We start from the raw sequence: 23,596 nt of genomic DNA, 5'->3' as shown, positions 1-23,596 counted from the left end.
AGGGTTAATATCCACGGATCAGAGGGTGATAGCCTCGAAGGCGTCGACGAAGCGGTCATGGGCTTCGCGGGTCGGCCAGGGCCGGATCAGGCGATCGAAGGCCTCGACATCGAAGGCGGGCATGCTGGGTTCGCCGAAGAGTTTTCGCGCCTCTGTGTCTTCGAAGCCGGCCAGGTGGATGGCCTCGAAAAACGCGGCTTCGCGGTCGGCTTTCTTGATCAGCTTGGCGAGTGCGCCGGTCTGCGCAGAGGGCAGCGAGAAGCGCAGGTAAATCGCTGACAGCAAACGGTTTTCGACGTCTTTGTAATTGCCGCCCATGGCCGCCTTGAAGGGCGAGATGATGTCGCCCATGACATATTCAGGGGCGTCATGCAGCAGAGCCTGGAGCTGGGCGACGCCCTCGCAATCGGGATTGTGGGCGCGGAAGAGTTCGAGCACCAGCACTGAATGTTGGGCGACCGAAAACGGATAATCGCCCAGCGTTTGGCCGTTCCAGCGGGCCACACGGGCAAGGCCATGCGCGATGTCGGAGAGCTCGACATCCATCGGCGAGGGATCGAGAATATCGAGCCGGCGACCCGACAACATGCGTTGCCAGGCGCGTCCACTAGCGCGTGCCATGATGCCCCGAAAACCAGGAATGAGTTACCTGACTGTTAACCCTGACGCTTCGATTCGCCAACAATGGCTACTCATCTGCGACAGTCTCGCCGAACTGATAGGTGGCCCAGCCCGGCAGGCTGACCGAAACCGGTTTACCATCGACCGTGACCGCAGCCGGATCGGTAATGCGGTCAAGCCGCAAAATGGCGACAGCCTTGCCATCGACCACCGCGCCAATGCTGCCTGCCTCACGCGTGCCGGCCATGACGGGCGTGCCGGCCGCGGCGTCGATGCCCGAAACAATCACCGGCCGCCGCCGCGCGGTGCCGCGATGTTTCATGCGGGAGACCACTTCCTGGCCGACATAGCAGCCTTTGACGAAATCGATGCCGTCTAGAATATCCATGCCCAGATCATGAGCGAAGGCATCCATGCCGGGGAAATCGGGACCAAGCTGGGGAATGCCGCGGGCAATGCGGGCGGCGTGGTAGGCCCGGTCATCGGCCGCCCACCCAGCCGTCGCTTCGACGGGGGCGATAATGCGCCAACCCAATTCGGTCCCATCCCGGTGGGAGATCAACTCGGGCGCGGGCGCATCGGAAAAGCCGACGCGGTGGCTTTCCCGCAGATCGTCGATCACCACCTGGGCGCGCAGGCGATACATTTTCATGCGCTTGAAGAAATCGTCGGCCACGGACAGATGCACGTCGAGCCAGAGCGCGTCGTCGGCCCAACCGGCCAGTCCCTCGGCCAAAACCTTGCCCTGCGCGGAGAGCAGCGCCCACCAGGCGGCGACGCCCGGCTCGTGCGGAATGTGACCGGTGACCACGTCATTGACCAGTTTATGCGCATCCGGCCCCGAAAAGCGGAAAACGGCACGGTCGGCACGCAAAAGAATGGTCATCGGACGCTCCGAACAGAGGTCCCGCTTGGGCGGGAATGACCCGGTGATGGGATGGACAGGCAAGGCCGCGACCTTTTAGAACCAGACGCAATCAACCATCGGCGGGACCACAGACATGGCGCACTACGACACGATTTTCAAGAACGCTACGCTGGTCAACCATGACGGTGAGGGGCAATCCGACATCGGCGTCAGCGGCGGGCGGATCGCGGCTCTGGGGGCGCTGGCGCGCGATACGGCCGATGCGGTGGTGGATTGCAAGGGGCTGCATATCCTGCCCGGCGTCATCGATACGCAGGTGCATTTCCGCGAACCCGGCCTGACCCATAAGGAAGACCTTGAATCAGGCTCCCTCTCGGCGGTGATGGGCGGGGTGACCGGGGTGTTCGAAATGCCCAATACCAACCCGCTGACCACCAGCCGGGAAACCTTTGAGGCCAAGATCGCCGCCGGCACCAATCGCATGCATTGCGACTTCGCCTTCTATATCGGGGGCACCCATGAAAATGTCGGCCAATTGGCGGAACTCGAAAAGCTGCCCGGCTGCGCCGGCGTCAAAGTGTTCATGGGCTCCTCGACCGGCTCGCTCCTCGTGGCCGACGATGATGGCGTCGAAGCCATTCTGCGCGCGATTTCCCGCCGCGCGGCCTTCCACTCCGAAGACGAATATATGCTCGAGCAGCGCAAGCATCTGCGCGTGCCGGGCGATCCCTCCAGCCACCCGGTCTGGCGCTCGCCCGAAGTGGCGCTCAATTCCACCAAGCGTCTGGTGGGCCTGGCCCGCAAGACGGGCAAGCGCATCCATGTGCTGCATATCTCGACCGGCGAAGAGATCGCCTATCTGGCCGACCACAAGGACGTGGCCAGCGTTGAGGTCACGCCGCACCATCTGACGCTGGACGAGACGGCTTACACTCGGCTGGACACCTATGCCCAGATGAACCCGCCGGTGCGCGACAAGGCGCATCGCGAGGCAATCTGGGGCGGGGTGCAGAACGGCGTCGCCGACATTCTGGGCTCCGACCACGCCCCGCACACGCGCGAGGAAAAGGACCACGCCTATCCCGATTCCCATTCCGGCATGACGGGCGTGCAGACGCTGGTGCCGACCATGCTCGATCACGTAAATGCCGGAAAGCTGAGCCTGGCGCGGTTTGTGGATATGACCAGCCATGGGCCCAACCGGCTGTTCGGCATCGCCAATAAGGGCCGGATCGCGGTGGGCTATGATGCCGACCTGACCATTGTCGATCTCAAGCGCCGCGAGACCATCACCAATGAATGGGTGAAGAGTCGCGCGGGGTGGACGCCCTATGATGGCGTGACGGTAACGGGTTGGCCCGTGGGCACGATCGTGCGCGGCAAGACGGTGATGTGGCAGGGGGAATTGGTGACGGCGTCGACAGGGCAGCCGATGCGGTTTCTGGAGGCGTTGGGGTAGGGGCTCGTAGGATGGTTTGGCTGCAAACGACCCGACGGCGGCCATTCGCACTTGAATAGTACTTCCCGAAACTGCCATTGAGCAAGCGCCAGCGGTTCAAGCGAATACTTTTGCTTTGGAGCCATGGCCTTAGGGCGTGGAACTACCAAGACTGGTTGTGGAATTTCCTGCGAGTATCCTTGCCCCAGGACGTGTGTTCACTTACTGTTCACTAAGGTTAACGGGGGTCGTCGCATGTCTAAACAGCCGAGTTCTCGGGGCGGAACGACAAAGGTTCGCTTCATGTTGTTGGAAGCTGAGGGCGCAGAGAGCGATCTGACACAAATATTTTCGGCCATTCAAAGCGCGGTCAAACCCTCTACCACAATCATTCAACAGCGGCTAACCGCAGCGCCGGTTGAGCAGATGCTCGTTAGCGATGGGACTGATGGTTCGTTGGTGGAAGAGTACGCGGATGACGACCTGGTCGAGGTGGACAAGCCGCAACGAAATAAGCCAAAGGCCTCCCGTAAGCCAACAACTCCTGAAGTCCTTGATTTGGACTTTGACGCTGATGTGTCGCTCAAATCGTTCGCGGATATTCATAATGCAATCGATAGTGACGTTGACCGTTATCTAGTGATCGCTGCGTGGTTCAAGGAGCACCGGGACACATCAGCCGTTACGACAGCTCACATCTACACCGGCTACCGGACCTTGGAATGGCCTGCCGGGATCGAGGACTTTGGTTCGGTCCTGCGCTACTTGAAAAGCCAAAAACTGATGGCGAGTGGCAACCGAGGGGAATATGCCATCAATCACCTCGGGCTTGCGAAGGTCAAGAAACTCGCCTCTGGTGGATGATGTCAGTCGCTGATTTCGCCTCACATACTATCGGCTTCTATAAAAAGAGCGCAGTCGACCAACTTCTGATGCTGACATGGTTCGTCGAGGTTAGGCAGCAGAAGATGGGGGTGGATGCCAACTATCTCCGCGAGTGTTTTCGCGCAGCTGGTATCGATCCGCCAGATATGAGCGTCTATCTCCCGCGGTTAGCTGCAAAGAAGCCGCCACAACTGGTTCGGGAGAAAGGGCTGTACCGGCTAGCGGGGAATCTCCGGCGTGAACTCGACCGGCGGCTCGCTGGTGACGCCGTTCAAGTGGCCGTCGCTAAATCGCTCGCCGACCTTCCGTCCAAAGTACCAGACTTGACCGAACGAGCTTTTCTTTCTGAGACGCTTGCCTGTTACAAGGCCGGTGCGTTTCGGGCGACGACAGTAATGGCTTGGAACCTCGCGTACGATCACCTCACCAGATGGGCCACTTCGACTGACGAACGGCTTGCCGCCTTGAACGACGGCATTAAGCGCAAGCTACAGGGTAAGGCAGTCGCGATCGGCACTCAGAAGGATTTGGTTGCACTCACAGAGCGTACGGTAGTTGAGTGCTGTCAAACGGCAGGGTTAATTGACAAAAATCAGGCAGAGATTCTCTTTGAAAAATTGAAGCGCAGGAACGCTGCCGCTCACCCCTCCTCCGTTGTTATCGGCCAACATCAAGCGAACGATACAATTTCAGACTTGGTAGACAACATAGTGTTGTCGCTGCGTTGACCTTTCGCTACGGATATTCGCGAGTGGTCGAGTTGGATTACATCGCGACAGCGCGCATCGACTAATCAATCGTCCGCTTACCCATCTCAGTTGCCCGAAGTGGCCTTCCGCCCCCAACCTCAAGATGAACATTTACCTCAGATCAACAAGTGAGGCTTTCGCGGGAACCCGGTGGTGAGGAGCGTGAGTTTGTTGGCGCCGCTTGGGTCGCCGGCTACAAACAGACACACATTATAAGGACGATGACGATGGCCGAAGTGTTGGACGCGGGACCGTTTTTTCACGGTACGATCGCGGATTTGCGCGTGGGGGATTTGCTCAAGGCGGGGTATCGGTCGAACTATCGTCCTGAAGTGGTGATGAACCACATCTACTTTACCGCCCGTGTGGACGGGGCTGGGCTGGCTGCCGAAATCGCGGCGGAACTGGCCGGGGGCGGGGCGGTGCCGCGTGTTTATGCGGTGGAGCCGACCGGGGCATTCGAGAACGACCCGAATGTGACCGACAAGAAATTTCCCGGCAATCCCACCCGGTCATATCGCAGCAGCGCACCGCTCAAGGTCATTCGCGAAATCACGGAGTGGACCAGATTGACGCCCGAAGCATTGCAGATGTGGCGGGAACGACTGATTGCAGTGCCCCCCGACAAGCGGGGCGAAATCATCAATTGATGGCAGTGGTGTTCCGCTTTTGCGGGGAGGGCAGGTTTGGTTCGCACTTGCTTGCCCCAACCACAGCGTCTCCCTCGGGCTTGACCCGAGGGCCATTCACAGCTTGTGCCGGATTGGGAGAGGCCCTCGGGTCAGGCCCGAGGGAGAGTGGGTGGGTGGGGGTGCTGCGGGTGCCCGAGGGGCGGCACTTGGCCGGCTGCTATTGCAGCACGCGGTCCAGATTGTATTCGCCCGAACGGATGCGGTCGGGGAGCATGGCGATGAGGTCCGCGGTGGCTTCGTCGCCGTGGAGTTTGACGAAGGTGGCGAGCGCCGCGAACAGCGAGGCATGGGCCAGGGCCGCGCTTTCCAGGCCATCGTCTTCGGCATGGTTCCAGGCCTCGGCCAGATATTCGAGCGCAAGTTGGCGCTCGCTCTGCTCGCGATCGAAGGGGCCCAGCCCGGACGCCGGCGAAAACATGGACTTGGTCGTGGTCATAGGCCTTGGGTTACCACGCTGGACGCGTGAGATCGCGTAAGAAGTAACCCGAAGGTTAACGGGTGGTGCGAAATGCTATCGAGTTAGTAAACCGTTTAACCTCCCGTTAACCAACGGTCTATTCGGCAAACCGCGTATGGATGTCCCGCGCGGTGCGTTCGGCCTCGGTCAGCAGGCGCGTCAGGGCTTCGTGGGCGGCGGGCGTGCAGGCGCGGTGGAAGCGGGCATAGGCGGTGTAGCCGCCATTGAAGGCCCCGGCGAGGCGCTGGCGGCGGTCTTCGTCGGGTTCGTCAAGGCTGATCAGATCGGACATCTGGGCGCGCCAATCGGTAGTGCCGGCCTTGCACAGCGGTTGCAGGAAATAAAGGCTGCCCATGATCTCGGCCAGGCGCTCCATTTCGCGCTGGTAGAGCGGATCGATGGCCATGGCGGGCGGGGCGGAGAGACCCAGCGTCAGCAGCACGATCATCGCTTTGAGCAGTCTTGCCATAGGTCCCGTCGCCCTTGTCCGCGGCGCTTGTATCAGCTTTGCCCGACCGCTGCGAAGGCCTTCGCGAGGACGTCATCGAGGCGGCTGGTGGTGCGGAAGGCGACGACGGCTCCCGGGGCCACCCATTTGTGATCGCTGATTTCGTCGGAGGCAAAGAAGGCGCCGGAAAAATCGGTGCTGGCGAAGACGGCGAGCCGGAAGGTCTCGCCCTGACCCAGCAATTGCACCATGACCGGCTTGAGATTGCGCACGGCAAGCCCCACTTCCTCGCGGATTTCCCGTGTCGCGCATTGCTCGATGGTTTCGTCCGCCTCAATGCGGCCGCCGGGCAGGGTCCACAAATGCTGGTAGGGCGCATAGGCGCGCTTGATCAGCAGCACCTTGCCATCGCGGATCAGGGCAACACTGGCGGCGTTCGGGGTCTCGGTCACTGATGGGTCCATTTGCGATTCGCGTTTCCACAGACTACCTCTTTGGCGACCGATTCCGGAGGCCCCTCACATGTGCGGACGCTATGCATCGACCTTGCCGCCCGAACAGATGGCGGAGCTGTTCAAACTGCTCAACAACGTCGAGTCGGTGCCGCGCTATAATATTGCCCCGACGCAGCCGGTGATTGCCATCTGGGAGGAGTCCGGCCGGCGCGAGGGACACTTTGCGCGTTGGGGGCTGGTGCCGCGCTGGGTGAAGGATCCGCGCGAATTTCCGCTGCTGATCAATGCCCGGGTCGAGACCATGGCGGAAAAGCCGGCCTTTCGCGACGCGCTCAAGCATGGCCGCTGCATCATTCCGGCCAGCGGCTATTACGAATGGCACACCAACCCCGATAAATCCAAGCAACCCTATTACATCACCCTGGCCGATGACCGGCCGATAGCGCTGGCGGGACTCTATGCCACCTGGGTAGGGCCCGAGGGCGAGGAAATCGACAGCGTCGCCACCATCACCGTGCCGGCCAATGGACAGCTTTCCGCGGTGCATGACCGTATGCCGGCTATTCTTGAAGGCGATGCGATCGAGCAATGGCTCGATGTGCGGGGCGTTACCGCCAAGGCCGCCTATCAATTGGCGCTGCCACTGGAGGACGGGGTGGTCAAGTTCCATCCGGTGTCGACGCGGGTCAATTCGGCGAGGGATGATGATCCGGGGCTGATTGCTGAGGTCACGGTGGAGCGGCCGGCGCCGGTGCGGAAGAAGGCGGCGGGCGGGCAGCTGGATTTGTTTTAGACCCCGATGCTGAAATAGCCCAGCGCGTCGCCCATGGCGTCTTCTTCATAGCCCAGATGGGACAGCAGCACGCGTTCGAGCGCGTGGTAGATGGTCAGCGTGGTCTCGAAATTGGCGGGATTGGGATCGCCGGCGAGGGCGTTGAGCGCATCGACCAGGCGGATGAGCAATTCATGCACCACGACATGCTCGGCCCGCAGGCGATCGGCGATTTTGCGGAAGGCTTCGCCCTGTTCGGCCAAAGCCGGGAAGATCGCATAATCCTCGATCGAATGGTGGGTGTTGACGATCTGGCAATGCTGGCCGCAGAGGTTTCCGAAGCGGCGATAATTGGCGACGATGGCCAGCTCGGACGTTTCAGCCTCGATTTCGGCGGCGGTGACGCTGCCGGCCCTGGCGCGCTCGATCAGCTTGCCGAGCGTGCGCATATTGTGGCGCAGATGATCGTGGATCATCCGCAGGTGCTGGCCCGGCTGGCGCTGTTCCTCGGTGAGGTTTTCCAGCGCAACCGGAGGCGGACGGGTGGCGTCGTCAAGGAATTCGACGCCGGCAAGGGGCAGGATCTGGGTCATGGCGCTGAAATGGCGCCTAAGGTGCCATTTCGCAAGTAGGTACTAAAAAGTGGCTGGTTAGGGCAGCATCTTGCCCGGATTGAGAATGCCCTTGGGATCGAGGGCGGTCTTAATGGCCCGCATCATATCGAGCGCGACGGGGTCTTTAACCTGGCGCAACAGATCGATCTTGAGCTGGCCGATGCCATGCTCGGCCGAAACCGAACCGCCCAGCTTGAGCACGATTTCGTAGATCGCTTCGTGCAGCTTCTCGTCGGCCAAAGCCATAAAAGCCTTGGGGTCGGCCCCGACCGGCTGGCTGAAATTGAAGTGGATATTGCCGTCGCCCATATGGCCGAACGGCACCGGGCGGATGCCGGGGAACAGGCGCTCGGCGGCCGCGGAGCCTTCGGCAATGAGCTGGGGTACGGCGGCGATGGGCACCGACACGTCATGCTTGATCGAGGCGCCTTCCTTGGATTGCACTTCGCTCATCTGCTCGCGGAAGGCCCACATGCGGGTGCGGTCGGATAGGGATTCGGCGAGCACCGCATTGTCGATCAGCTGGCGCTCGAAGGCGGTCTCGATGGCGGCCTGCAACAGCCCGGCCTGCCCGCCCGCCATGCGCGAAATTTCGATCAGCGCATACCAGGGGGAGGGGCCGGCAGTGGGATCACGATCCAGCATAGCGTGGCGCAATTGCATGTCGAGGCCAAGCGAAGGCACGATCTCGAAGGCGTTGAGGCGCCCGCCCAGCCGCTCACGCAGGAGTTGGAACAGGGTCAGCGCGGCTTGGGGGTCGGCAATATTGACGATGCAGGTCTCGTAGTCTTCCGGCTTGGGGAAGAGCTTGAGGGTTGCCGCGGTGATGATGCCCAGCGTGCCCTCGGCGCCCACCAGCAGGTCCTTGAGATCGTAGCCGGTATTGTCCTTTTTCAGTGAATTGAGACCCTGATAGAGCCGCCCATCGGCCAGCACGGCTTCGACGCCCATGGTGAGTTCACGGGCATTGCCATAGGTGAGTACGTTGACACCACCGGCATTGGAGGAGAGCAGGCCGCCAATGCGGGCCGAGCCCTGCGAGGCGAGCCACAGCGGGAAAATCGTGCCCTGCGCTTCGGCCGCCTTGTGCGCGTTTTCCAGGATGACGCCCGCCTCTGCCGTCATAGTGCCGGCGGTGGGATCGACGCTGCGGATGGTGTCGAGGCGGGTGAGACTGATGATGACTTCATCGCCCCGCAGCGGCACTTGTGCGCCAACCAGCCCGGTATTGCCGCCCTGGGGGATGAGGCCCACGCCGTGCTCATTGGCCCAGCGGACAATGGCCTGCACTTCGACAACCGAAGCGGGCAGCACGATCGCGGCGGCGCTTTTGTGGAAGCGCTTGCGAGGCTCGTTGAGATAATTGCCCATCTGTTCTGGCACGCCGATAACGGCGGCGGGGTCGACCAGAGTGGTGAGCTGTGCAATGATATCGGTGGCGGAAAGGGGCATGAAACAACCGGACTTTGGCGGCCGAATGGCCGGGACGCGAACTTGCCTTGTCGGGACAACCATTGCGGCAAGTGAGCACCACAATGGCCCCTCGATGGTGGGCAGGCAAGCGCGGCATGGCTGCTTTCCAATTTGGACGGTGGCGTGACCGGGGGAATCCGCTACGGTGACTGCCGTTCACTTTGATAGGACGCGTTGGCGCAACGCGGGAATAAGCACATGACAGCCTTGGTCTGGCCGGAAATCTACTTCATCCGGCATGGAGAAACGCCCTGGAACGCCGAACGCCGCTATCAGGGGCGCAAGGACATTCCGCTCAACGAAAAGGGCAAGGGCCAGGCCAACCAGAACGGGCTGACGCTGGCCGCTTTGTTCAAGGCGCGCGCGCTTGATCCCAGGGCGTTCGAATGGCATGCCTCCCCGCTCAATCGCACGCGCGACACCATGGATCGGGTTCGGGCGGGGTTTGATATCCATCTGCCAGAGGTCAAATACGACGTGCGGCTGATGGAGATTTCCTTCGGCGTGCTCGAAGGCGAATTGTTCGAGCAATTGCCGGCCAATATGGCCGTGGCGCCGGGCGAGCGCGACGAGACCTATTGGGATTTCCGGCCTGAGAATGGCGAGAATTATCGCGATGTCGAAGCCCGGCTCGAGGAATTCGCTGCCGTGCTGACCGGTCCCTCCGTGGTCGTCGCCCATGGCGGCATTGCCCGCACTTTGCGCGTGCTGATCGAACATGCCCCGATCGTGGAAGTCATCAACTGGGCGCCGCCGCAGGATGCGGTGATGCACTTCACGCCGGGCAAGATGGAGCTGCTGCGGGCGGGCGACGTCTAAGCTTGTTGCCGCGCTGGATCGGGCCTATCTTTGGGGGCAATCCTTCCAGAGGAGGCGAAAGTGAACGAGATCAAAACGTCGCGATCCACGATTGCAAAGATCGACCGCAATGCTGACGGCGCGCAGATTCTTGTGCTGCCCGAAGGTTTCGAGCTGGATGCAGCGGAAGTGGATATCGCCACCGATGGCGACAGGCTTATCATTTCGCCCCATGCCGCAGCGCCCCAAGTGCCAAAAAGCTGGTCGGAATTCCTGGACAAGCTGGAGCCGGTCGATGTTGACTGGCCCGATGTCGATGAGGGATTGCTGCCGGCAGACGATGTCGATCTTTTGAAGTGATGCATCGGTTCATGCTCGACACCAATGTCGTGTCGCATGTTCTGCGTCATCCAGATGGACCGGCAGCACGCCGGTTCCGCCTCTTCGGCCGGGGTGAGCTTTGTGTCTCGGTCATCGTCGCTATGGAGCTGCGATTTGGCGCAGCAAAGCTCGGGTCCCCGCGGCTGACGGCCCAAATCGAGACTGCGGCAAGCCTTTATGACGTCCTGGCCCTGGACGCTTCAGCGGTAGATATCTATGCCGCTTTGCGCACGACGCTCGAACGAGCGGGCACACCGATAGGACCACTGGACACCCTTATCGCCGCCCATGCCCTTGCGCTCGATCTTACGCTCGTTACCGCTAATGTCGGCGAGTTTTCCCGAGTGCCCAATCTCAAGATCGAGAACTGGCTTGATTGACCTGACGGTCCCTCCTGCCTAGAAAGCCCTCAACCACGGGGCCGCGCCATGTCGTTCAATACTTTCGGACATCTCTTCCGTTTCACCACTTGGGGCGAGAGCCATGGGCCGGCGCTTGGCGTGGTGGTGGATGGGTGCCCCCCGGGCATCGTGCTGACGCCGGAACTGATCCAGCGCGATCTGGACCGGCGCAAGCCGGGGCAATCGAAATATACCACGCAGCGCCGCGAGGCCGATGAGGTAAAAATCCTCTCCGGCGTGTTCGAGGACGAGCGCACCGATGGGGCGCGCACGACCGGCACGCCGATCTCGCTGATGATCGAAAATACCGACCAGCGCTCCAAGGACTATGCCGAGATTCGCGACAAGTACCGGCCCGGCCATGCCGACTATACCTATGACCAGAAATACGGCATTCGCGACTATCGCGGTGGCGGGCGCACCTCGGCGCGCGAAACGGCGGCGCGGGTGGCGGCTGGGGCGGTGGCACGGCAGGTTTTGGCAGGGATTTCCATTCGCGCGAGCCTGGTGCAAATCGGGCCGCACAAGATCGACTACAACAATTTCGATTGGGATCAGGTCGACCAGAACCCGTTCTTCTGCGCCGATGCCAAGGCGGCCGCGATGTGGGCCGACTATCTCGATGGCATCCGCAAGGAAGGCAATTCGGTGGGTGCGGTGATCGAAGTGGTGGCCGAGAATGTGCCGGCCGGCTGGGGCGCGCCGATCTATGGCAAGCTCAGCGCAGATCTCGCGTCTGCCATGATGAGCATCAATGCGGTCAAGGCGGTGGAAATTGGCGCCGGGTTCGAGGCGGCAAGCCTGACCGGCATCGAGAATGCCGACCAAATGCGCGGCGGCGAGAACCGGCCCTATTTCCTGTCCAACCATGCCGGCGGCATTCTGGGCGGCATTTCCAATGGCGATCCGATCGTGTGCCGCTTTGCGGTGAAGCCGACGTCGTCGATCATCACGCCGCGCCAGACGGTGACGACGAGCAATGAGGACACCGATATTGTCACCAAGGGCCGGCATGACCCCTGTGTGGGCATTCGCGCGGTGCCGGTGGGTGAGGCGATGATGGCGCTGGTGCTGGCCGATCATTATCTGCGGCACAGGGGGCAGACTGGGCGCGAGGGTGCGGTGGGATTTGAGCGGAACTGAGAGTTCCGAGTACCTCTACCGCCCGAACACCAGCACCGTCTCCACATTCCCATCGCCACCCGCAATCGGTGATGTCACCGAGTTCCGGTGTTGGAAGCCTTGGGAGGCCATGAAGGCGATAACGTCGGTCAAAGCGGCCTGGATGGCTTCTTCGCTGGTCACGATGCCGCCCTTGCCGACATTGCGGCGGCCGACTTCGAATTGGGGTTTGAAGAGGATCACCGCCTCGGCATTGGGCGTGCAGAGCGCCAAGGGCGCTTCGAGCACTTTGATGACCGAGACGAAGCTGACATCGGAGACCAATAGGTCGATCGGCTCCGGGATCATCTCGGCGGTCAGATCGCGGGCATTGACGCCCTCCATGCTGACCACACGGTCGCTGCCCTTGAGGCGTTCGTGCAGCTGGGCGTGGCCGACATCGACGGCATAGATGCGGCGGGCGCCGCGTTCCATCAGAACCTGGGTGAAGCCACCGGTAGATGAGCCGACATCAATACAGGTTTTGCCTGTGGCGTCGATGCTGCCGGCTTCGAGCCCGGCCACCAGCTTGAGGGCAGCGCGGGACACGTAATTGGCCGCGGGATCGCTGAGGGCCAGCTTGTCGTCGCGGCCAACCATCTGGTTTTGCTTGACGGCGGTGACGCCGTTGACGGTCACCGTGCCGCGCAGAATGGCGTCGCGCGCGCGGGCGCGGCTGGGCACTAGGCTTCGTTGTTCGAGCGCCAGATCGAGGCGGATACGATCGCTCATCCTTCGACCAGTCGCTTGACCTTGGCGAGCGCGGTGCTGCCTGCCTCTTCATAGGCAATGGTGCCGTCGAACTTGCCTTCGGCATCGATCAGGAAGGTCAGTGCGGTGTGATTGACCAGGTAGTAATCGTCGGTAGCCTCGGCCTTTTCCGAAAAGACGCCGAAAGCGGCTTTGATCGCTTCGGTCTGCGCGGCGTCGCCGACAAGGCCAATGATCGAGGGATCAAAGCCTTCGACATAGCCTTTGACGGCGTCGAGCGTGTCGCGCTCGGGATCGACAGTGACGAAGATGATGCGGAGCTGATCGGGCGTCAGGCCGAGCTGGGTGCGCCAGGCGGTGGTTTCGGCCAGGGTGGTGGGGCACACATCGGGGCAGAACGTATAGCCGAAGAAGATCAGGCTTGGTTTGCCCTTGAGATCGTCCTGCGTGAACGTGCCGCCGGCGGTGGAGGCCAGGGCGAATTGCTGGGTGGCGAAATTGAGCGGCGCCGGTCGTGCGGGCGGGCGCAGCACATAAAGCGCCGTGGCGCCCAAAGCCACGACGGCGACCAGGCTCCACAACACGATGCGGAAATTGCGGAGGGACTTGCTGGTCATGGCGGGGCGCTAGGCGTCCAGCGGCTCGGTGCCGGTGGGCCTGCCATCGCGGGATAGCGTGATCTTTTCGATACGGGTTTCGGCCGTGCGCAACAGGGTTTCGCAATGGGCCTTGAGGGCCTCGCCGCGCTCATAGATGGCGATGGATTCGGCCAGCGGCGCACGGCCCGACTCGAGCTTGCCAACGATTTCCTCGAGCTGGGCCAAAGCGGCCTCAAAGCTCAGCGTTTTCACATCGTCATTGGTCGTCTCAGCCATGTCGGGCTCCTTCAGTCTTCGAGGCGGCCTACGGCGCCGTCCATCAGCATGGCAACGTGATGCGACGCACCGCCCGCCAGCCCTTTGAGGTCATAGCCACCTTCGAGCAGCGACACAATGCGGTTGCCGCAGCAGCGTTCGGCCACATCCATCAATTTTCCGGTGAGCCAGCTGAAGTCCGAGGATTCCCAATTGAGCTGGGCCAGGGGATCAAGGCGGTGGGAGTCAAAACCCGCCGAAAGCAGCAGCAGGTCGGGCGAAAAATCGATCAGCGCAGGGATGACGCGGGTGAGATAGGCGTCGCGCATGGCAGCGCCGTCCGAATTGGCGTCGAGCGGCACATTGACGATATTGCCGACGCCGGTTTCACGCGGGTGGCCAGTGCCGGGATAGAGCGGCATCTGATGGCTGGAGGCGTAGAAAACCGTCGGATCGGCCTTGAAAATATCCTGCGTGCCATTGCCGTGATGCACGTCGAAATCGACAATAGCGATGCGCTCGGCACCATATTTGCGCTGGGCCTCGCGGGCGGTGATGGCGACGGTGTTGACGAGGCAAAAGCCCATGGGTCGGTCGATTTCGGCGTGGTGGCCGGGCGGGCGAATGGCGCAGAAGGCGTTGTCGGCCTGGCCCAGCAGCACTGTGTCGAGCGCCATCAGCGCGCCGCCTATGCCGGTGGCGACGGCGTCGAGCGAGCGGGCGGAAATGAAGGTGTCGGGGTCCAATTGGCCAATGCCCTCGGCGGGGCGGGCGGCGCGCAGCAGGGGCAGGTAGCGGGCATCGTGCACCAGTTCGGCCAGCATCAGATCGCCGGTCGGCGCGTTGCGGCGCACCAGGGCGTCAAAGCGCGAACGGGCGAGGGCTTCCTCGACCGCGACAATGCGGTCGGCGCGCTCGGCATGACCGGGCGGGGTGACGTGATCGGCAAAATCTGGCTGGCTGACGAGAAGCGTGGTCACTCGGGGCTCCGGTTTCCCTGCACTTCGTCTTGACGCGGCGGGGCGTCATTGTCAAACAACGGCCATGACGAAGACTGGTGAATTGAGCTTTCCTGAGCCGAAAACAGTGGACGAAGCAGCCGCGATCCTGCTTGCGGGCAAGCTGTGCGCGTTTCCCACCGAAACGGTCTATGGCCTGGGGGCGGACGCGACCGACCCCGATGCGGTGCTCTCGATCTACGAAACCAAGGGCAGGCCGCGCTTCAATCCGCTGATTATTCACTGTGCCGATCTCGCCATGGCCGAAATGCTCGCCGTGTTTTCGCCGGCCGCGCACAAGATCGCGGCGCTCTGGCCGGGGCCGCTGACGCTGGTGCTGCCGGCGCGGCCGGGCAATGGACTGGCCGATGTGGCGACCGCCGGGCTCGACACGGTGGCGATCCGTATTCCTGACCATCCGGTGGCGCTGGAATTACTCAAAGCCGTGGGGCGGCCGCTGGCGGCGCCGTCGGCCAATCCTTCGGGGCGGCTATCGCCAACCACGGCCTATCAGGTGCGGCTCGGCTTTGCCGGGCGGGTGCCGGTGCTCGATGGCGGGCCATGCCGGGCGGGGGTGGAATCCACCATTATCCGGGTCGATGGTGATCGGCTGATCCAGTTGCGATCCGGCGCCATGGCGCGTGGTGACATCGAACTGGTCCTGGGCACGGTCGTGGAGCTGGCGGAAAAGGATGCGGCTGTAGCTGCGCCCGGCATGCTGCTGAGCCATTATGCGCCGGACGCGCTGATGCGGCTGGATACCGAGCCGCGCGAAGGGGAGGCTTATCTCGCCTTCGGCGCGGCGGCGGCGTTTGACGGCCCGGTGCGAAACCTGTCGCCATCGGGGGATTTGAAGGAAGCGGCCCGGAACCTGTTTGCCATGCTGCATGAGCTGGACGCCGAGGGGCGGCCGGTGATCGCGGTGGCGCCAATTCCCGATGAGGGACTGGGTGAGGCGATCAATGATCGGCTGCAGCGGGCTGCAGCGCCGCGGGGGTAGCGGTGTTTCCCTCTCCCACAAGGGGAGAGGGGCCGCGCTAGTTGTCCCGCACCTTATACGGCTTCTGATCGCGCATGAATCTGGCCAGCGCTTCGAGATCCGCGTCGCCGCCGGGGGGTAGCACGACTTTCAGGTTCACGTAGAGATCGCCCCCGCCATAGAGGCCCTTGCCTTTGAGGCGGAGGGATTTGGCGGTGTCGACGCCGGGGGGCAGGGTGAGCTCCACCGAGCCATCCAAAGTGGGGACGCGCACCTTGGTGCCCAGCACGGCTTCGTAGAGCGTGATGGGGACATCGGTGCGCAGGTCGGCGCCGTCGCGGCGGAATTGCTTGGATTTTTCAAAGCGCACGGTGACCAGGGCATCGCCCGGCTCGCCGAAGGGATTGGGATTGCCCTGGCCCTTGAGGCGGATCTGCTGGCCTTCCTCCACCTTTTCGGGAAGCTTGACCGAGAGCACCTTGCCCGAGGGCATGCGCACGGGGATCGAGGCGGCCTTGTGGGCATCCTCGAGCGAGACGGCTGCAGTGACGACGACGTCATCGCCCTTGGGTGCGCCTCGTGCGCCGCCAGCGGCTGCGCCGGCAAAGGGGTCCCATTGGGCGCCGCCGGCCGGGCCACGACCGGCGCCACCGCGAGGTTGGCCGCCAAAGCCGCTCATGAATTCCTTGAGGATGTCCTCGGCCGAGAACCCGCCCTGGCTGGAACGGCCGCCGCGTGCGGCGCCCGGATTGAAGCCGGCAAATTTTGGATTGCCATCGGCATCGATCTCGCCCCGGTCGAATTGGGCGCGCTTTTCCGCATTGGTCAACAGGTCATAGGCATTGGTCGCCTCGGCAAATTTGCCGTGCGCCGAGGTATCATCAGGATTTTGGTCGGGGTGATACTTCTTGGCGAGTTTGCGATAGGCGGACTTGATGTCCTTCTCGCTCGCCGAACGTGGCACCCCAAGCACGGTATAGGGATCGCGCATCTGGTCCATTCAATGAGTCTGGCGTTGCTTCGCCAAGGTTTCCCGTCCTATATGGCGACCACCCCCCGCCTTGTCCAGTTTTTGGGTGCATAGAGATGTTGCAAACCCTCACCGAACGCCTGTTCGACGACGGCGACCGGGCCGATCTCGACCCTTTTGCCGTGTTTGAGGAATGGTACGCCCTGGCCCAGGAGGCCGAGCCGAACGATCCTCACGCCATGGCTTTGGCGAGCGTGGACGATGAGGGCATGCCCGATGCCCGCATGGTACTGCTCAATGCCCGCGATTCGCGCGGCTTTTGCTTCTTCACCAATTTCGAAAGCGACAAGGGCCGCCAATTGCTGGCGCACCGCAAGGCGGCGCTGCTGATGCACTGGAAATCGCTGCGCCGGCAGGTGCGGATTCGCGGCAATGTGGAAGTGGTGACGCCGCAAGAGGCCGATGCCTATTTCGCTTCGCGCGCCAGGGGCAGCCAGATTGCATCGTCGGCATCGGCGCAATCGCGGCCGCTGGCCAGCCGTGCGGAATTGTCGGCGCGCGTGGATGCGTTGACCGCCGAAGTGGGCGAAGGGCCGGTAACGCGGCCGGCGCATTGGTCGGGCTTCCGGGTGGTCCCGCAAGTGTTTGAATTCTGGAAAGACGGGCAATATCGCCTGCATGACCGGGTGCGGTTTGTGCGTGACGGCGCGCACTGGGTGAGTACACGGCTTTATCCTTAGGACCAACCGCCATTCGCTGATGCTGGCCTGCAAATGGCGGTTTTCTGCGCTTCCGGTGCTCACGTACCCAAAGTACGCTGCGCTCCGGTTCTCGAAAACCACCATTTTCGCCTCAGCCTGAGCGAATGTCGATTGGTCCTAACCGAACTACACTCACTCGGCGGCGGAAAGTGCCATGAGCGAAACACACGATCCGGCGGGCCATAACGCATTCGACGATCTGGCGCGGGACGCCGTTTACCAGGCGATTTTCGGCCGCCGCGATGTGCGCAGCCAGTTCAGCACGGCGCCATTGGACGATGCCGTTCTGGCGCGGCTGCTCAATGCCGCCCATCACGCGCCTTCGGTGGGCTATATGCAGCCCTGGAACTTCATCATCATCCGCGACATGGCGCGCCGGCAGGCCATGCGCGAGCTGTTCCTGGCGGCGCGCCAGCAGGAACTGCCCCAGATCGAAACGGAGCGGCGGGCGCTTTATGCCAAGCTGAAGCTGGAAGGCATCTGCGAAAGCGCGGTCAATATCTGCGTGACCTGTGACCGAAATCGCAGCCGGAACTCGCCGCTCGGCCGCTGGCACAACCCGCAAATGGACCTCTACAGCACCGTCTGTGCCGTGCAGAATTTCTGGCTGGCGGCGCGGGCGGAAGGCATTGGCGTCGGTTGGGTGAGCATTGTGGATACGCCGGCTCTGCAGCGCCTGCTGGGCATGCCCGACCATGTCGTGCCCATTGCCTATCTCTGCGTCGGACCGGTGCACGGCTTTGCCAATAAGCCCGATCTCGAGCGGGTTGGCTGGGGCACGCGCCTGTCGCTGGCCGACCTGATCATGAGCGATTGCTTTGGCGGCGAGGGTGAGGCCGAACTAAAGCAGATCGCCAAGACCTTGTCCGGCTAGCCGCGGCCGATCTTCAAACTCCCGCAAGACCTTGGCGCTACCATGCGCAGCGAACTAAACTGACGGCGGCAAGTTGCGCATTCTGATCCGGACATCGAGATGGGCTATCTGGGCGCGACGCCTGGGCACGCTGGCCCTGCCGCTGGTGGTGATCCCGGTGCTGCTGCATCGCGAGCGGTTCATTACCGGCGATCTGTTTCTGGTGGCGGTGCTGCTGGCCGGGTTGGTGGCGCTGGTCGCCCTGCTGGTCTCGCTGATCGCATTGGCCCGGCTGTGGCATACGGGCGACCAGGGCTGGGGCAAGGCGTTGGCCGGGCTGGCGCTGGCCCTTTTGTGCCTGGCGCCATTTGGCTGGTACGCGAGCCTCGCCCTGCGCTATCCGCCGGCGACCGACATGGCCACCACCGAGCGCGGGGCGCTGCCGCTGGTATTCGAGCCGGGAACGGCCGCCATGCCGGCGCCCAGGCTGCTGACGCCAGCGCAACAGGCGACAATTTTCCCCAATGCGCAGATGCGCACCTATCCGCTGGCCCCCGAGCAGACCTTTGCCATGCTCGAGCGCATGGTGGCCGATCGCGGCTGGGACGTGCGGCTGCTGCGCGAACCGACCGCCGATAGCCCCGGCCGGATCAATGCGCAGGCCATGACCTTGCCGGGTTGGCGCGAGGAGGCGGTGCTGCGGGTGACGCCCATTGCGGAGGGTTCGCGCGTCGACATGCGCTCGGCCTCGCTCAATGCGCTGCATGATTTCGGCTCGAACGGGCAGCGAATCGAAGAATTTTTGACCGCGCTGGACGACGCGGTGACGGTGTTGCTGCGGGATAATCCGGTGGTGGCGCCGGTGGAGGGTGAGGCGGAGACGGCGCCGCCGGCGGTGCCGGTGAATTAGCTGGGCGCTTACTGCCCACACTCACTCCACACGCGGTGTCATTCCCGCGCAGGCGGGAACCTCTGTGGTTGGATGTGGGATCGGAGCGAGGACTGGGGCCACGCCGCTAACCGCGTTCCAAACCATCCCCGCCGCACCTGCAGCAGACCCTGCGCCTCCAGATATTCCACATGCGCCGTAATCGTCATGGCCGCCGCCCGCTGCACCATGAGCGGCTGGGTCGGATAGATCGCCTTCACCACCGCGCCGATGCTGCGCGCGCCCGCTTTGACGGCGGCAAGGGTCTGCTCGTTCCGCCATTGCCGATGCGCCAACAAGGTCTTGGCATAGGCCGGACCATCGGCGATGGGGCCGCCATGGGCGGGGACATAAAGCCGATAGGGCAGAGCGATGACCTTGCCCAGCGAGGCCAGATAATCGGCCATCGAGCCATCGGGCACGCTGACCAGGGTGGAATTCCAGCCCATGATGTGGTCGCCGCTGAGCAGGATATCCGTGCCGGTGAGGCCAAAAGCCAGGTGGTTGGCGCAATGGCCCGGCGTGGTGTGGACTGAGAGCGTGATATCCCCGGCGGCGATGACCTCGCCATCGATGATCGTGCGGTCGGGCATCAGATCCCAATCGCAGGAATTGCGAATCGGATTGCGCTCGAAGTGGCGCAGCGGGCGCGACAGCCGATGCGGGCCGCCAAACCACAGCGGCGCCGCAAGCATGGACGCCATGCGCCGGGCCAGCGCACTGTGGTCGCGATGGGTATGGGTGAGGATGATGGAATCGACCGGGCGGCCGGCAATGGCCGATGTGAGCGCGGCGATATGGGCCTCGTCTTCCGGGCCCGGGTCGAGCAAAGCCAGCCGTTCGTGGCCGACGAGGAAGCTATTGGTGCCGGTGAACGTATAGGGGCTGGCATTGGGCGCGGTGATGCGGACAAGGCCCGGCGCCACGCTGACCGGCATGCCGGTTTGCGGCGCAAAACTCTTGTCATAGGCCGGGGAGGGGGCTGGTCTGGTCATTGCGCTAGCTTTGCCGAGGGACTAAGAAGTCAGGAGTAATGCGCGCCCCGGACGGGCGGCGCTTTGATTTGAAGCATGGAAGGTATGAAATGGCCGTGACTTTGACCACGCCCAACACGCTGCTCGGCGTATTCCAGCCCAAGGGCGACGCTGCCAAGCTGGCATCCACTCTCGCCACGGTCGTGCTCGGCACGCTGCTGCTGACCATTTGTGCCAAGATCAATGTGCCGGTCTGGCCCGTGCCGGTGACGCTGCAGAGCTTTGCCGTTGCCGCGCTCGCTGCCGCTTTCGGCGCCCGTATCGGGGTTGCCACTGTCGCGCTTTACCTGGTTGAAGGCGCGTTTGGCCTGCCGGTCTTCGCGCTCGGCGGCGGCCTTGCCTATCTCGTTGGTCCCACCAGCGGGTTCCTGTTCGGCTTCCTCGCCATGGCCGCCATTATCGGCTTTGCCGCCGATCGCGGCGCTTCGGGCAAGCCGCTGACCCTGTTCGCCGCCATGCTGGCCGGCGGCGTGGTGATGTTCGCGCTCGGCTTTGCCTGGCTGCTCGCCATGTCCGGCCAGGCCGGCTGGATCGACCAGGCCAATGTGGTTGGCTCCGCCTTCGCCAAGGCCGTGCAGCCTTTCATCATCTGGGACGTGCTCAAAATGGCCCTGGCCGCCTTGACCGTGACCGGCGCCTGGGGCCTGTTCGGCAAGAAGCGCTGATCCCTCTCCAATCGAATTGAAAAAGCCGGTCCTGAGGGGGCCGGCTTTTTTGTTGGCGCGAGGGCGATTGGCGGCAACGTGCAGGCTTCCGGCGCGTTGATGAGCCGGAGGGCAAAAATGGCCAATCACTATGTCGTCGCCGAACAGGACCGCGCTTGGCACTATAGCTTCAAGGGTGCACTGGTGGGGCCCTATACATCCAAGCAAGCGGCCATCGACGCCGCCATCCAGCAGGCCCAGGCCTCGGGTGACGGCGATATCGAAGTGGTGGTGCGCGACGCCGATATGCGCAGCGAAACGGTGTGGCGGCCGAAATAGCTGTCCGGAACTGTGTCGGCAACCCTGTCGCCAAAAACAAACCGGGCGCCGCCGATCGCTCGGAGACGCCCGGTTCTATTGGTCGGAGTAGAGTGATTCGAACACTCGACCCCCTGCTCCCGAAGCAGGTGCGCTACCAGGCTGCGCTATACTCCGTCAGGGATCGCGACAATCGGGTCTGCGGCGCCGTGGGGGCGCCATGTCGTGATTGGGCGCTTTATAGCGATGCTTCCGGCAGCACACAAGCGCCTCCACACGCGTTTTTCAACACCCTTCCAGCCATGTTGCGAAGCGCCATCAAACCGTGTACGAACCGCCCCAGTTGGGGTATCGCCAAGCGGTAAGGCACCGGTTTTTGGTACCGGCATTCCTAGGTTCGAATCCTAGTACCCCAGCCAGATTTCCGCTAAGTTGCTGAAAACGCTGGATTCCAGTGAGGAGCCGCGCCGCAGCGGAAGCCCGCTGTATTACATGGGTGTGTTACATGCTCTGGAGCATGTCGCTTGCCGGCCATTTCTCACTGCTTTCGCCGCAACGCCGTCTACTATTGGCGACGCTGGGCGCCTGGTCCAAAAAGGTGCTCCTGCAGGTGTGTCTTAGATTGGAAATCAATCCGCAACAGACCTAAACCCTAACATGGAGCAAGCCATAGTCACCTGTCACGGCGGCCCGAGAGGGCTGATTCATAGCTAGCTCGCCTGAGCCGCACCTCGCGCCCAGGCAATTGCTAGGAGCGAGAATGTCCCCAGAACGAGCGCTCCCCAAACGAAGGAGCTAGGTGTCCCATCATAACCCTGCCCGATGAGCGAACCGAGCAGGGTAGCCCCGAGCGCCTGGATAGCGCCGAATGCCGATGCAGCCGTGCCGGCAACCCTGCCCAGGTTCACCATCGAGAGCGCGCCCAGAGTAGCGTCGGCCCAGGTAAACATTGCCATCATGGCAGTGACCAGCAGGAAAAACAGCCAGAATGACAGCGTCCCAAGAGAGTGCATCAGCACCAGCACGGCCGCGAATCCGACATAGGACGACAGGGCGGCCAGCCCAATGGCAGGCGCACCGAAGCGCCGGATGAGACGGGAACAGACGAAGGCTGCACCCGACTGGACAATGGCGGTTGCCGCCATGGCGAACGGGAAAAACCCGCCCAGACCGAATGCTTCGCCATAGACTGGCTGGGTCGTTGCGATAAAGCCATAAAGGGCACCGAGCAGGAACATGGCGGCCAGGCCGTAGCCAACGGCGTTGCGGTCGCGTGTGATGATGCCCAGGCCCGCCCAGATTGATGCCAAACTGAGAGGTCGCCGGTCCTCCGCGGCCAGCGTCTCGGGCAACTTGAGCCACGTCCAGGCGAGCACAGCCGTCCCAAGTGCGGCCATCGTGAGAAAGATCGCCTGCCAGCCCGCAACAACCAATATGCCCTGACCAATCAGGGGAGCAACAACGGGGAGTATGAGAAAGGCCATCAGCGAGAGTGACATGGCTTCAGCCATTTCACTGCCGGAGTAATGATCCCGCAACACGGCTTGGGAAAGCCGTGTCGTGCCAACGCCGATACCCTGGACGAGGCGAAGAGCAAGCAGCATTTCCATGCTTTGTGCGAATGGAGCCAGTAGGCTAGCGACCACGAACAATGTCAGCCCAGTCAGGATCGGCAGCCGGCGTCCATAGGCGTCAGCAACCGGCCCGACAAAGAACGCCGAGATGGCTGCACCCAGGAGGAATACGCCAACGGTCAACTGCGCCAGATTGGGCGCAGTTGTCTGCATCGCGCGACCTATATCAGGCAGCGCGGCGAGCATGATGTCGAGAGCAATGGAACTGAGACCCATAAGGGCCGCAACAAGCAGGACGAGTTCGCGTCGTCCCAGACCAGCTATGCTAGATAATTCGTGCACCTACCGGCAGCGACATGACCGTCCAGACCAGCCTTGGATCGTGCGGTCGCTACCCACACAAAATTGCATAGGATCATTCGCTCCGCAATGGGTGGCGTAACCACTCTGGCGCGAGGTTCACCCTGGCGCTTCCAGTGCGTTGTCTGGCAGGACCGATATGGGGTCAGGAGCCGTTGGGCTGCGAGTTGTCCCATTCCAGTCGTTCGAGCGCGGCCGCAAACGACGACTTGAGTGGGCTGATGGGTGGACGCCCCGACGCCATCGATGTGCCACGGGCGTCCACAGATGGGAGGCTGGCGCTGACGCCAAAGCGGCCTTCAATGAGGGGCCGTGACGCTCGCTAAGCCCCAGCGCGACTGCCACCATTTGGGCGATTGTGAGCTCGCGCAAGGTGAGGCATTTCGACATGGCCAGCGG

At 62.6% G+C, this 23,596-nt stretch carries 29 protein-coding genes and 2 tRNA genes; 16 read left to right on the top strand and 15 right to left on the bottom strand.

All coding sequences use genetic code 11. The features are described 5' to 3' along the window. Nucleotides 1–18 precede the first annotated feature (18 nt). Together N8A98_RS04200 and ygfZ are read right to left on the bottom strand one after the other, a co-directional pair. On the bottom strand, nt 19–621 hold the full coding sequence (locus N8A98_RS04200; RefSeq protein ID WP_262169436.1) for an HD domain-containing protein: 603 nt from the start codon (nt 619–621) through the stop codon (nt 19–21). Nucleotides 622–688: 67 nt separating this feature from the next. Further along, nucleotides 689–1,507, bottom strand: a complete 819-nt coding sequence (gene ygfZ, locus N8A98_RS04195; protein WP_262169435.1) for a CAF17-like 4Fe-4S cluster assembly/insertion protein YgfZ — start codon at nt 1,505–1,507, stop codon at nt 689–691. A gap of 115 nt (nt 1,508–1,622) precedes the next feature. Between ygfZ and N8A98_RS04190 the strand changes: the two genes are divergently transcribed. The 4 genes from N8A98_RS04190 (at nt 1,623) to arr (ending at nt 5,211) form a co-directional block, all read left to right on the top strand. Further along, nucleotides 1,623–2,948: a dihydroorotase gene (locus N8A98_RS04190; protein ID WP_262169433.1), complete on the top strand. Its 1,326-nt coding sequence runs from the start codon at nt 1,623–1,625 to the stop codon at nt 2,946–2,948. A gap of 234 nt (nt 2,949–3,182) precedes the next feature. Beyond that, a complete protein-coding gene (locus tag N8A98_RS04185; RefSeq protein WP_262169432.1) occupies nt 3,183–3,791 on the top strand; it encodes a hypothetical protein in 609 nt (202 codons plus the stop codon). After that, the gene (locus tag N8A98_RS04180; protein WP_262169431.1) at nt 3,788–4,540 is read left to right on the top strand and encodes a hypothetical protein; all 753 of its coding nucleotides are present in this window, start codon (nt 3,788–3,790) and stop codon (nt 4,538–4,540) included. Before N8A98_RS04185 ends, N8A98_RS04180 begins: the two co-directional genes overlap by 4 nt. A gap of 242 nt (nt 4,541–4,782) precedes the next feature. Then, nucleotides 4,783–5,211, top strand: coding sequence for an NAD(+)--rifampin ADP-ribosyltransferase (arr, locus tag N8A98_RS04175; protein ID WP_390888826.1), 429 nt, complete (start codon nt 4,783–4,785; stop codon nt 5,209–5,211). A 199-nt stretch (nt 5,212–5,410) separates the two neighbouring features. Here the strand turns inward: arr and N8A98_RS04170 are convergent, their stop codons facing one another. The 3 genes from N8A98_RS04170 to N8A98_RS04160 all read right to left on the bottom strand — a co-directional run bounded on the left by N8A98_RS04170 (nt 5,411) and on the right by N8A98_RS04160 (nt 6,610). Beyond that, the gene (locus N8A98_RS04170; protein WP_052153269.1) at nt 5,411–5,689 is read right to left on the bottom strand and encodes a hypothetical protein; all 279 of its coding nucleotides are present in this window, start codon (nt 5,687–5,689) and stop codon (nt 5,411–5,413) included. Nucleotides 5,690–5,807: 118 nt separating this feature from the next. Further along, on the bottom strand, nt 5,808–6,179 hold the full coding sequence (locus N8A98_RS04165) for a TIGR02301 family protein (protein ID WP_262169425.1): 372 nt from the start codon (nt 6,177–6,179) through the stop codon (nt 5,808–5,810). 32 nt (nt 6,180–6,211) lie between these two features. Continuing rightward, complete coding sequence (locus tag N8A98_RS04160) at nt 6,212–6,610, bottom strand: NUDIX hydrolase (RefSeq protein ID WP_262169423.1); 399 nt, start codon at nt 6,608–6,610, stop codon at nt 6,212–6,214. A 70-nt stretch (nt 6,611–6,680) separates the two neighbouring features. On the opposite strand from N8A98_RS04160, the gene N8A98_RS04155 reads away from it, so the two are divergent. After that, a complete protein-coding gene (locus tag N8A98_RS04155) occupies nt 6,681–7,406 on the top strand; it encodes an SOS response-associated peptidase (RefSeq protein WP_262169422.1) in 726 nt (241 codons plus the stop codon). Here N8A98_RS04155 and N8A98_RS04150 read toward each other — a convergent pair. Continuing rightward, complete coding sequence (locus N8A98_RS04150; protein WP_262169419.1) at nt 7,403–7,978, bottom strand: hemerythrin domain-containing protein; 576 nt, start codon at nt 7,976–7,978, stop codon at nt 7,403–7,405. The genes N8A98_RS04155 and N8A98_RS04150 overlap by 4 nt on opposite strands. 57 nt (nt 7,979–8,035) lie before the next feature. Continuing rightward, a complete protein-coding gene (locus tag N8A98_RS04145) occupies nt 8,036–9,451 on the bottom strand; it encodes an FAD-binding oxidoreductase (RefSeq protein ID WP_262169416.1) in 1,416 nt (471 codons plus the stop codon). A gap of 219 nt (nt 9,452–9,670) precedes the next feature. On the opposite strand from N8A98_RS04145, the gene N8A98_RS04140 reads away from it, so the two are divergent. The 4 genes from N8A98_RS04140 to aroC are packed head-to-tail and all read left to right on the top strand — an operon-like array spanning nt 9,671 to nt 12,195. Then, on the top strand, nt 9,671–10,291 hold the full coding sequence (locus tag N8A98_RS04140) for a histidine phosphatase family protein (protein WP_262169414.1): 621 nt from the start codon (nt 9,671–9,673) through the stop codon (nt 10,289–10,291). Nucleotides 10,292–10,351: 60 nt separating this feature from the next. Continuing rightward, nucleotides 10,352–10,630 (top strand): antitoxin, encoded by a 279-nt coding sequence (locus N8A98_RS04135; protein WP_262169412.1) that lies wholly within the window; start codon nt 10,352–10,354, stop codon nt 10,628–10,630. An 11-nt stretch (nt 10,631–10,641) separates the two neighbouring features. Next, nucleotides 10,642–11,031 carry a type II toxin-antitoxin system VapC family toxin gene (locus N8A98_RS04130; protein WP_262169410.1) on the top strand — a complete coding sequence of 130 codons (390 nt, stop codon included), beginning with the start codon at nt 10,642–10,644 and terminating at the stop codon, nt 11,029–11,031. 48 nt (nt 11,032–11,079) lie between these two features. After that, on the top strand, nt 11,080–12,195 hold the full coding sequence (aroC, locus tag N8A98_RS04125; protein ID WP_262169408.1) for a chorismate synthase: 1,116 nt from the start codon (nt 11,080–11,082) through the stop codon (nt 12,193–12,195). A gap of 15 nt (nt 12,196–12,210) precedes the next feature. On the opposite strand, the gene N8A98_RS04120 is transcribed toward aroC, so the two are convergent. From N8A98_RS04120 to N8A98_RS04105, 4 genes are read right to left on the bottom strand one after another with little or no spacing between them, the layout of a single operon-like run. Beyond that, a complete protein-coding gene (locus tag N8A98_RS04120) occupies nt 12,211–12,945 on the bottom strand; it encodes a TlyA family RNA methyltransferase (RefSeq protein ID WP_262169405.1) in 735 nt (244 codons plus the stop codon). Next, complete coding sequence (locus tag N8A98_RS04115; RefSeq protein ID WP_113121286.1) at nt 12,942–13,541, bottom strand: SCO family protein; 600 nt, start codon at nt 13,539–13,541, stop codon at nt 12,942–12,944. The genes N8A98_RS04120 and N8A98_RS04115 overlap by 4 nt, the downstream gene beginning before the upstream one ends. Before the next feature lie 9 nt (nt 13,542–13,550). Continuing rightward, nucleotides 13,551–13,799, bottom strand: coding sequence for an exodeoxyribonuclease VII small subunit (locus N8A98_RS04110; protein WP_262169402.1), 249 nt, complete (start codon nt 13,797–13,799; stop codon nt 13,551–13,553). Nucleotides 13,800–13,810: 11 nt separating this feature from the next. Next, a complete protein-coding gene (locus N8A98_RS04105) occupies nt 13,811–14,758 on the bottom strand; it encodes a histone deacetylase family protein (RefSeq protein ID WP_262169400.1) in 948 nt (315 codons plus the stop codon). Nucleotides 14,759–14,822: 64 nt separating this feature from the next. Here N8A98_RS04105 and N8A98_RS04100 point away from each other — a divergent pair, with 64 nt between their 5' ends. Next, nucleotides 14,823–15,776 (top strand): L-threonylcarbamoyladenylate synthase, encoded by a 954-nt coding sequence (locus N8A98_RS04100; protein WP_262169397.1) that lies wholly within the window; start codon nt 14,823–14,825, stop codon nt 15,774–15,776. 37 nt (nt 15,777–15,813) lie between these two features. Here N8A98_RS04100 and N8A98_RS04095 read toward each other — a convergent pair whose 3' ends face one another. Further along, nucleotides 15,814–16,746 carry a DnaJ C-terminal domain-containing protein gene (locus N8A98_RS04095; protein WP_262171874.1) on the bottom strand — a complete coding sequence of 311 codons (933 nt, stop codon included), beginning with the start codon at nt 16,744–16,746 and terminating at the stop codon, nt 15,814–15,816. Between the two features lie 95 nt (nt 16,747–16,841). Here N8A98_RS04095 and pdxH point away from each other — a divergent pair, with 95 nt between their 5' ends. The 3 genes from pdxH to N8A98_RS04080 all read left to right on the top strand — a co-directional run bounded on the left by pdxH (nt 16,842) and on the right by N8A98_RS04080 (nt 19,249). Further along, the gene (pdxH, locus tag N8A98_RS04090) at nt 16,842–17,465 is read left to right on the top strand and encodes a pyridoxamine 5'-phosphate oxidase (protein ID WP_262169395.1); all 624 of its coding nucleotides are present in this window, start codon (nt 16,842–16,844) and stop codon (nt 17,463–17,465) included. 175 nt (nt 17,466–17,640) lie between these two features. After that, nucleotides 17,641–18,360, top strand: a complete 720-nt coding sequence (gene bluB / locus N8A98_RS04085) for a 5,6-dimethylbenzimidazole synthase (protein ID WP_262169393.1) — start codon at nt 17,641–17,643, stop codon at nt 18,358–18,360. A 73-nt stretch (nt 18,361–18,433) separates the two neighbouring features. Further along, nucleotides 18,434–19,249 (top strand): DUF1499 domain-containing protein, encoded by an 816-nt coding sequence (locus N8A98_RS04080; RefSeq protein WP_262169390.1) that lies wholly within the window; start codon nt 18,434–18,436, stop codon nt 19,247–19,249. Between the two features lie 38 nt (nt 19,250–19,287). Here the strand turns inward: N8A98_RS04080 and N8A98_RS04075 are convergent, their stop codons facing one another. Next, entirely contained in the window at nt 19,288–20,262 is a 975-nt protein-coding gene (locus tag N8A98_RS04075) for an MBL fold metallo-hydrolase (protein ID WP_262169388.1), read from the bottom strand. 89 nt (nt 20,263–20,351) lie between these two features. On the opposite strand from N8A98_RS04075, the gene N8A98_RS04070 reads away from it, so the two are divergent. Beyond that, nucleotides 20,352–20,966, top strand: coding sequence for a biotin transporter BioY (locus N8A98_RS04070; RefSeq protein ID WP_262169385.1), 615 nt, complete (start codon nt 20,352–20,354; stop codon nt 20,964–20,966). Between the two features lie 117 nt (nt 20,967–21,083). Next, nucleotides 21,084–21,284, top strand: coding sequence for a DUF2188 domain-containing protein (locus N8A98_RS04065; protein WP_113120827.1), 201 nt, complete (start codon nt 21,084–21,086; stop codon nt 21,282–21,284). Between the two features lie 79 nt (nt 21,285–21,363). On the opposite strand, the gene N8A98_RS04060 is transcribed toward N8A98_RS04065, so the two are convergent. Next, a tRNA-Pro gene (locus N8A98_RS04060) sits at nt 21,364–21,440 on the bottom strand. A gap of 167 nt (nt 21,441–21,607) precedes the next feature. Here N8A98_RS04060 and N8A98_RS04055 point away from each other — a divergent pair. After that, nucleotides 21,608–21,682: transfer RNA gene (locus tag N8A98_RS04055), tRNA-Gln, on the top strand. Nucleotides 21,683–21,973: 291 nt separating this feature from the next. Here the strand turns inward: N8A98_RS04055 and N8A98_RS04050 are convergent. Beyond that, complete coding sequence (locus N8A98_RS04050; protein ID WP_262169380.1) at nt 21,974–23,113, bottom strand: multidrug effflux MFS transporter; 1,140 nt, start codon at nt 23,111–23,113, stop codon at nt 21,974–21,976. Between the last annotated feature and the right edge of the window lie 483 nt (nt 23,114–23,596).

The sequence above is a fragment of the Devosia neptuniae genome (genome assembly GCF_025452235.1).
Classification (GTDB): domain Bacteria; phylum Pseudomonadota; class Alphaproteobacteria; order Rhizobiales; family Devosiaceae; genus Devosia.
This window is presented reverse-complemented; position numbering and strand designations above follow the sequence as displayed.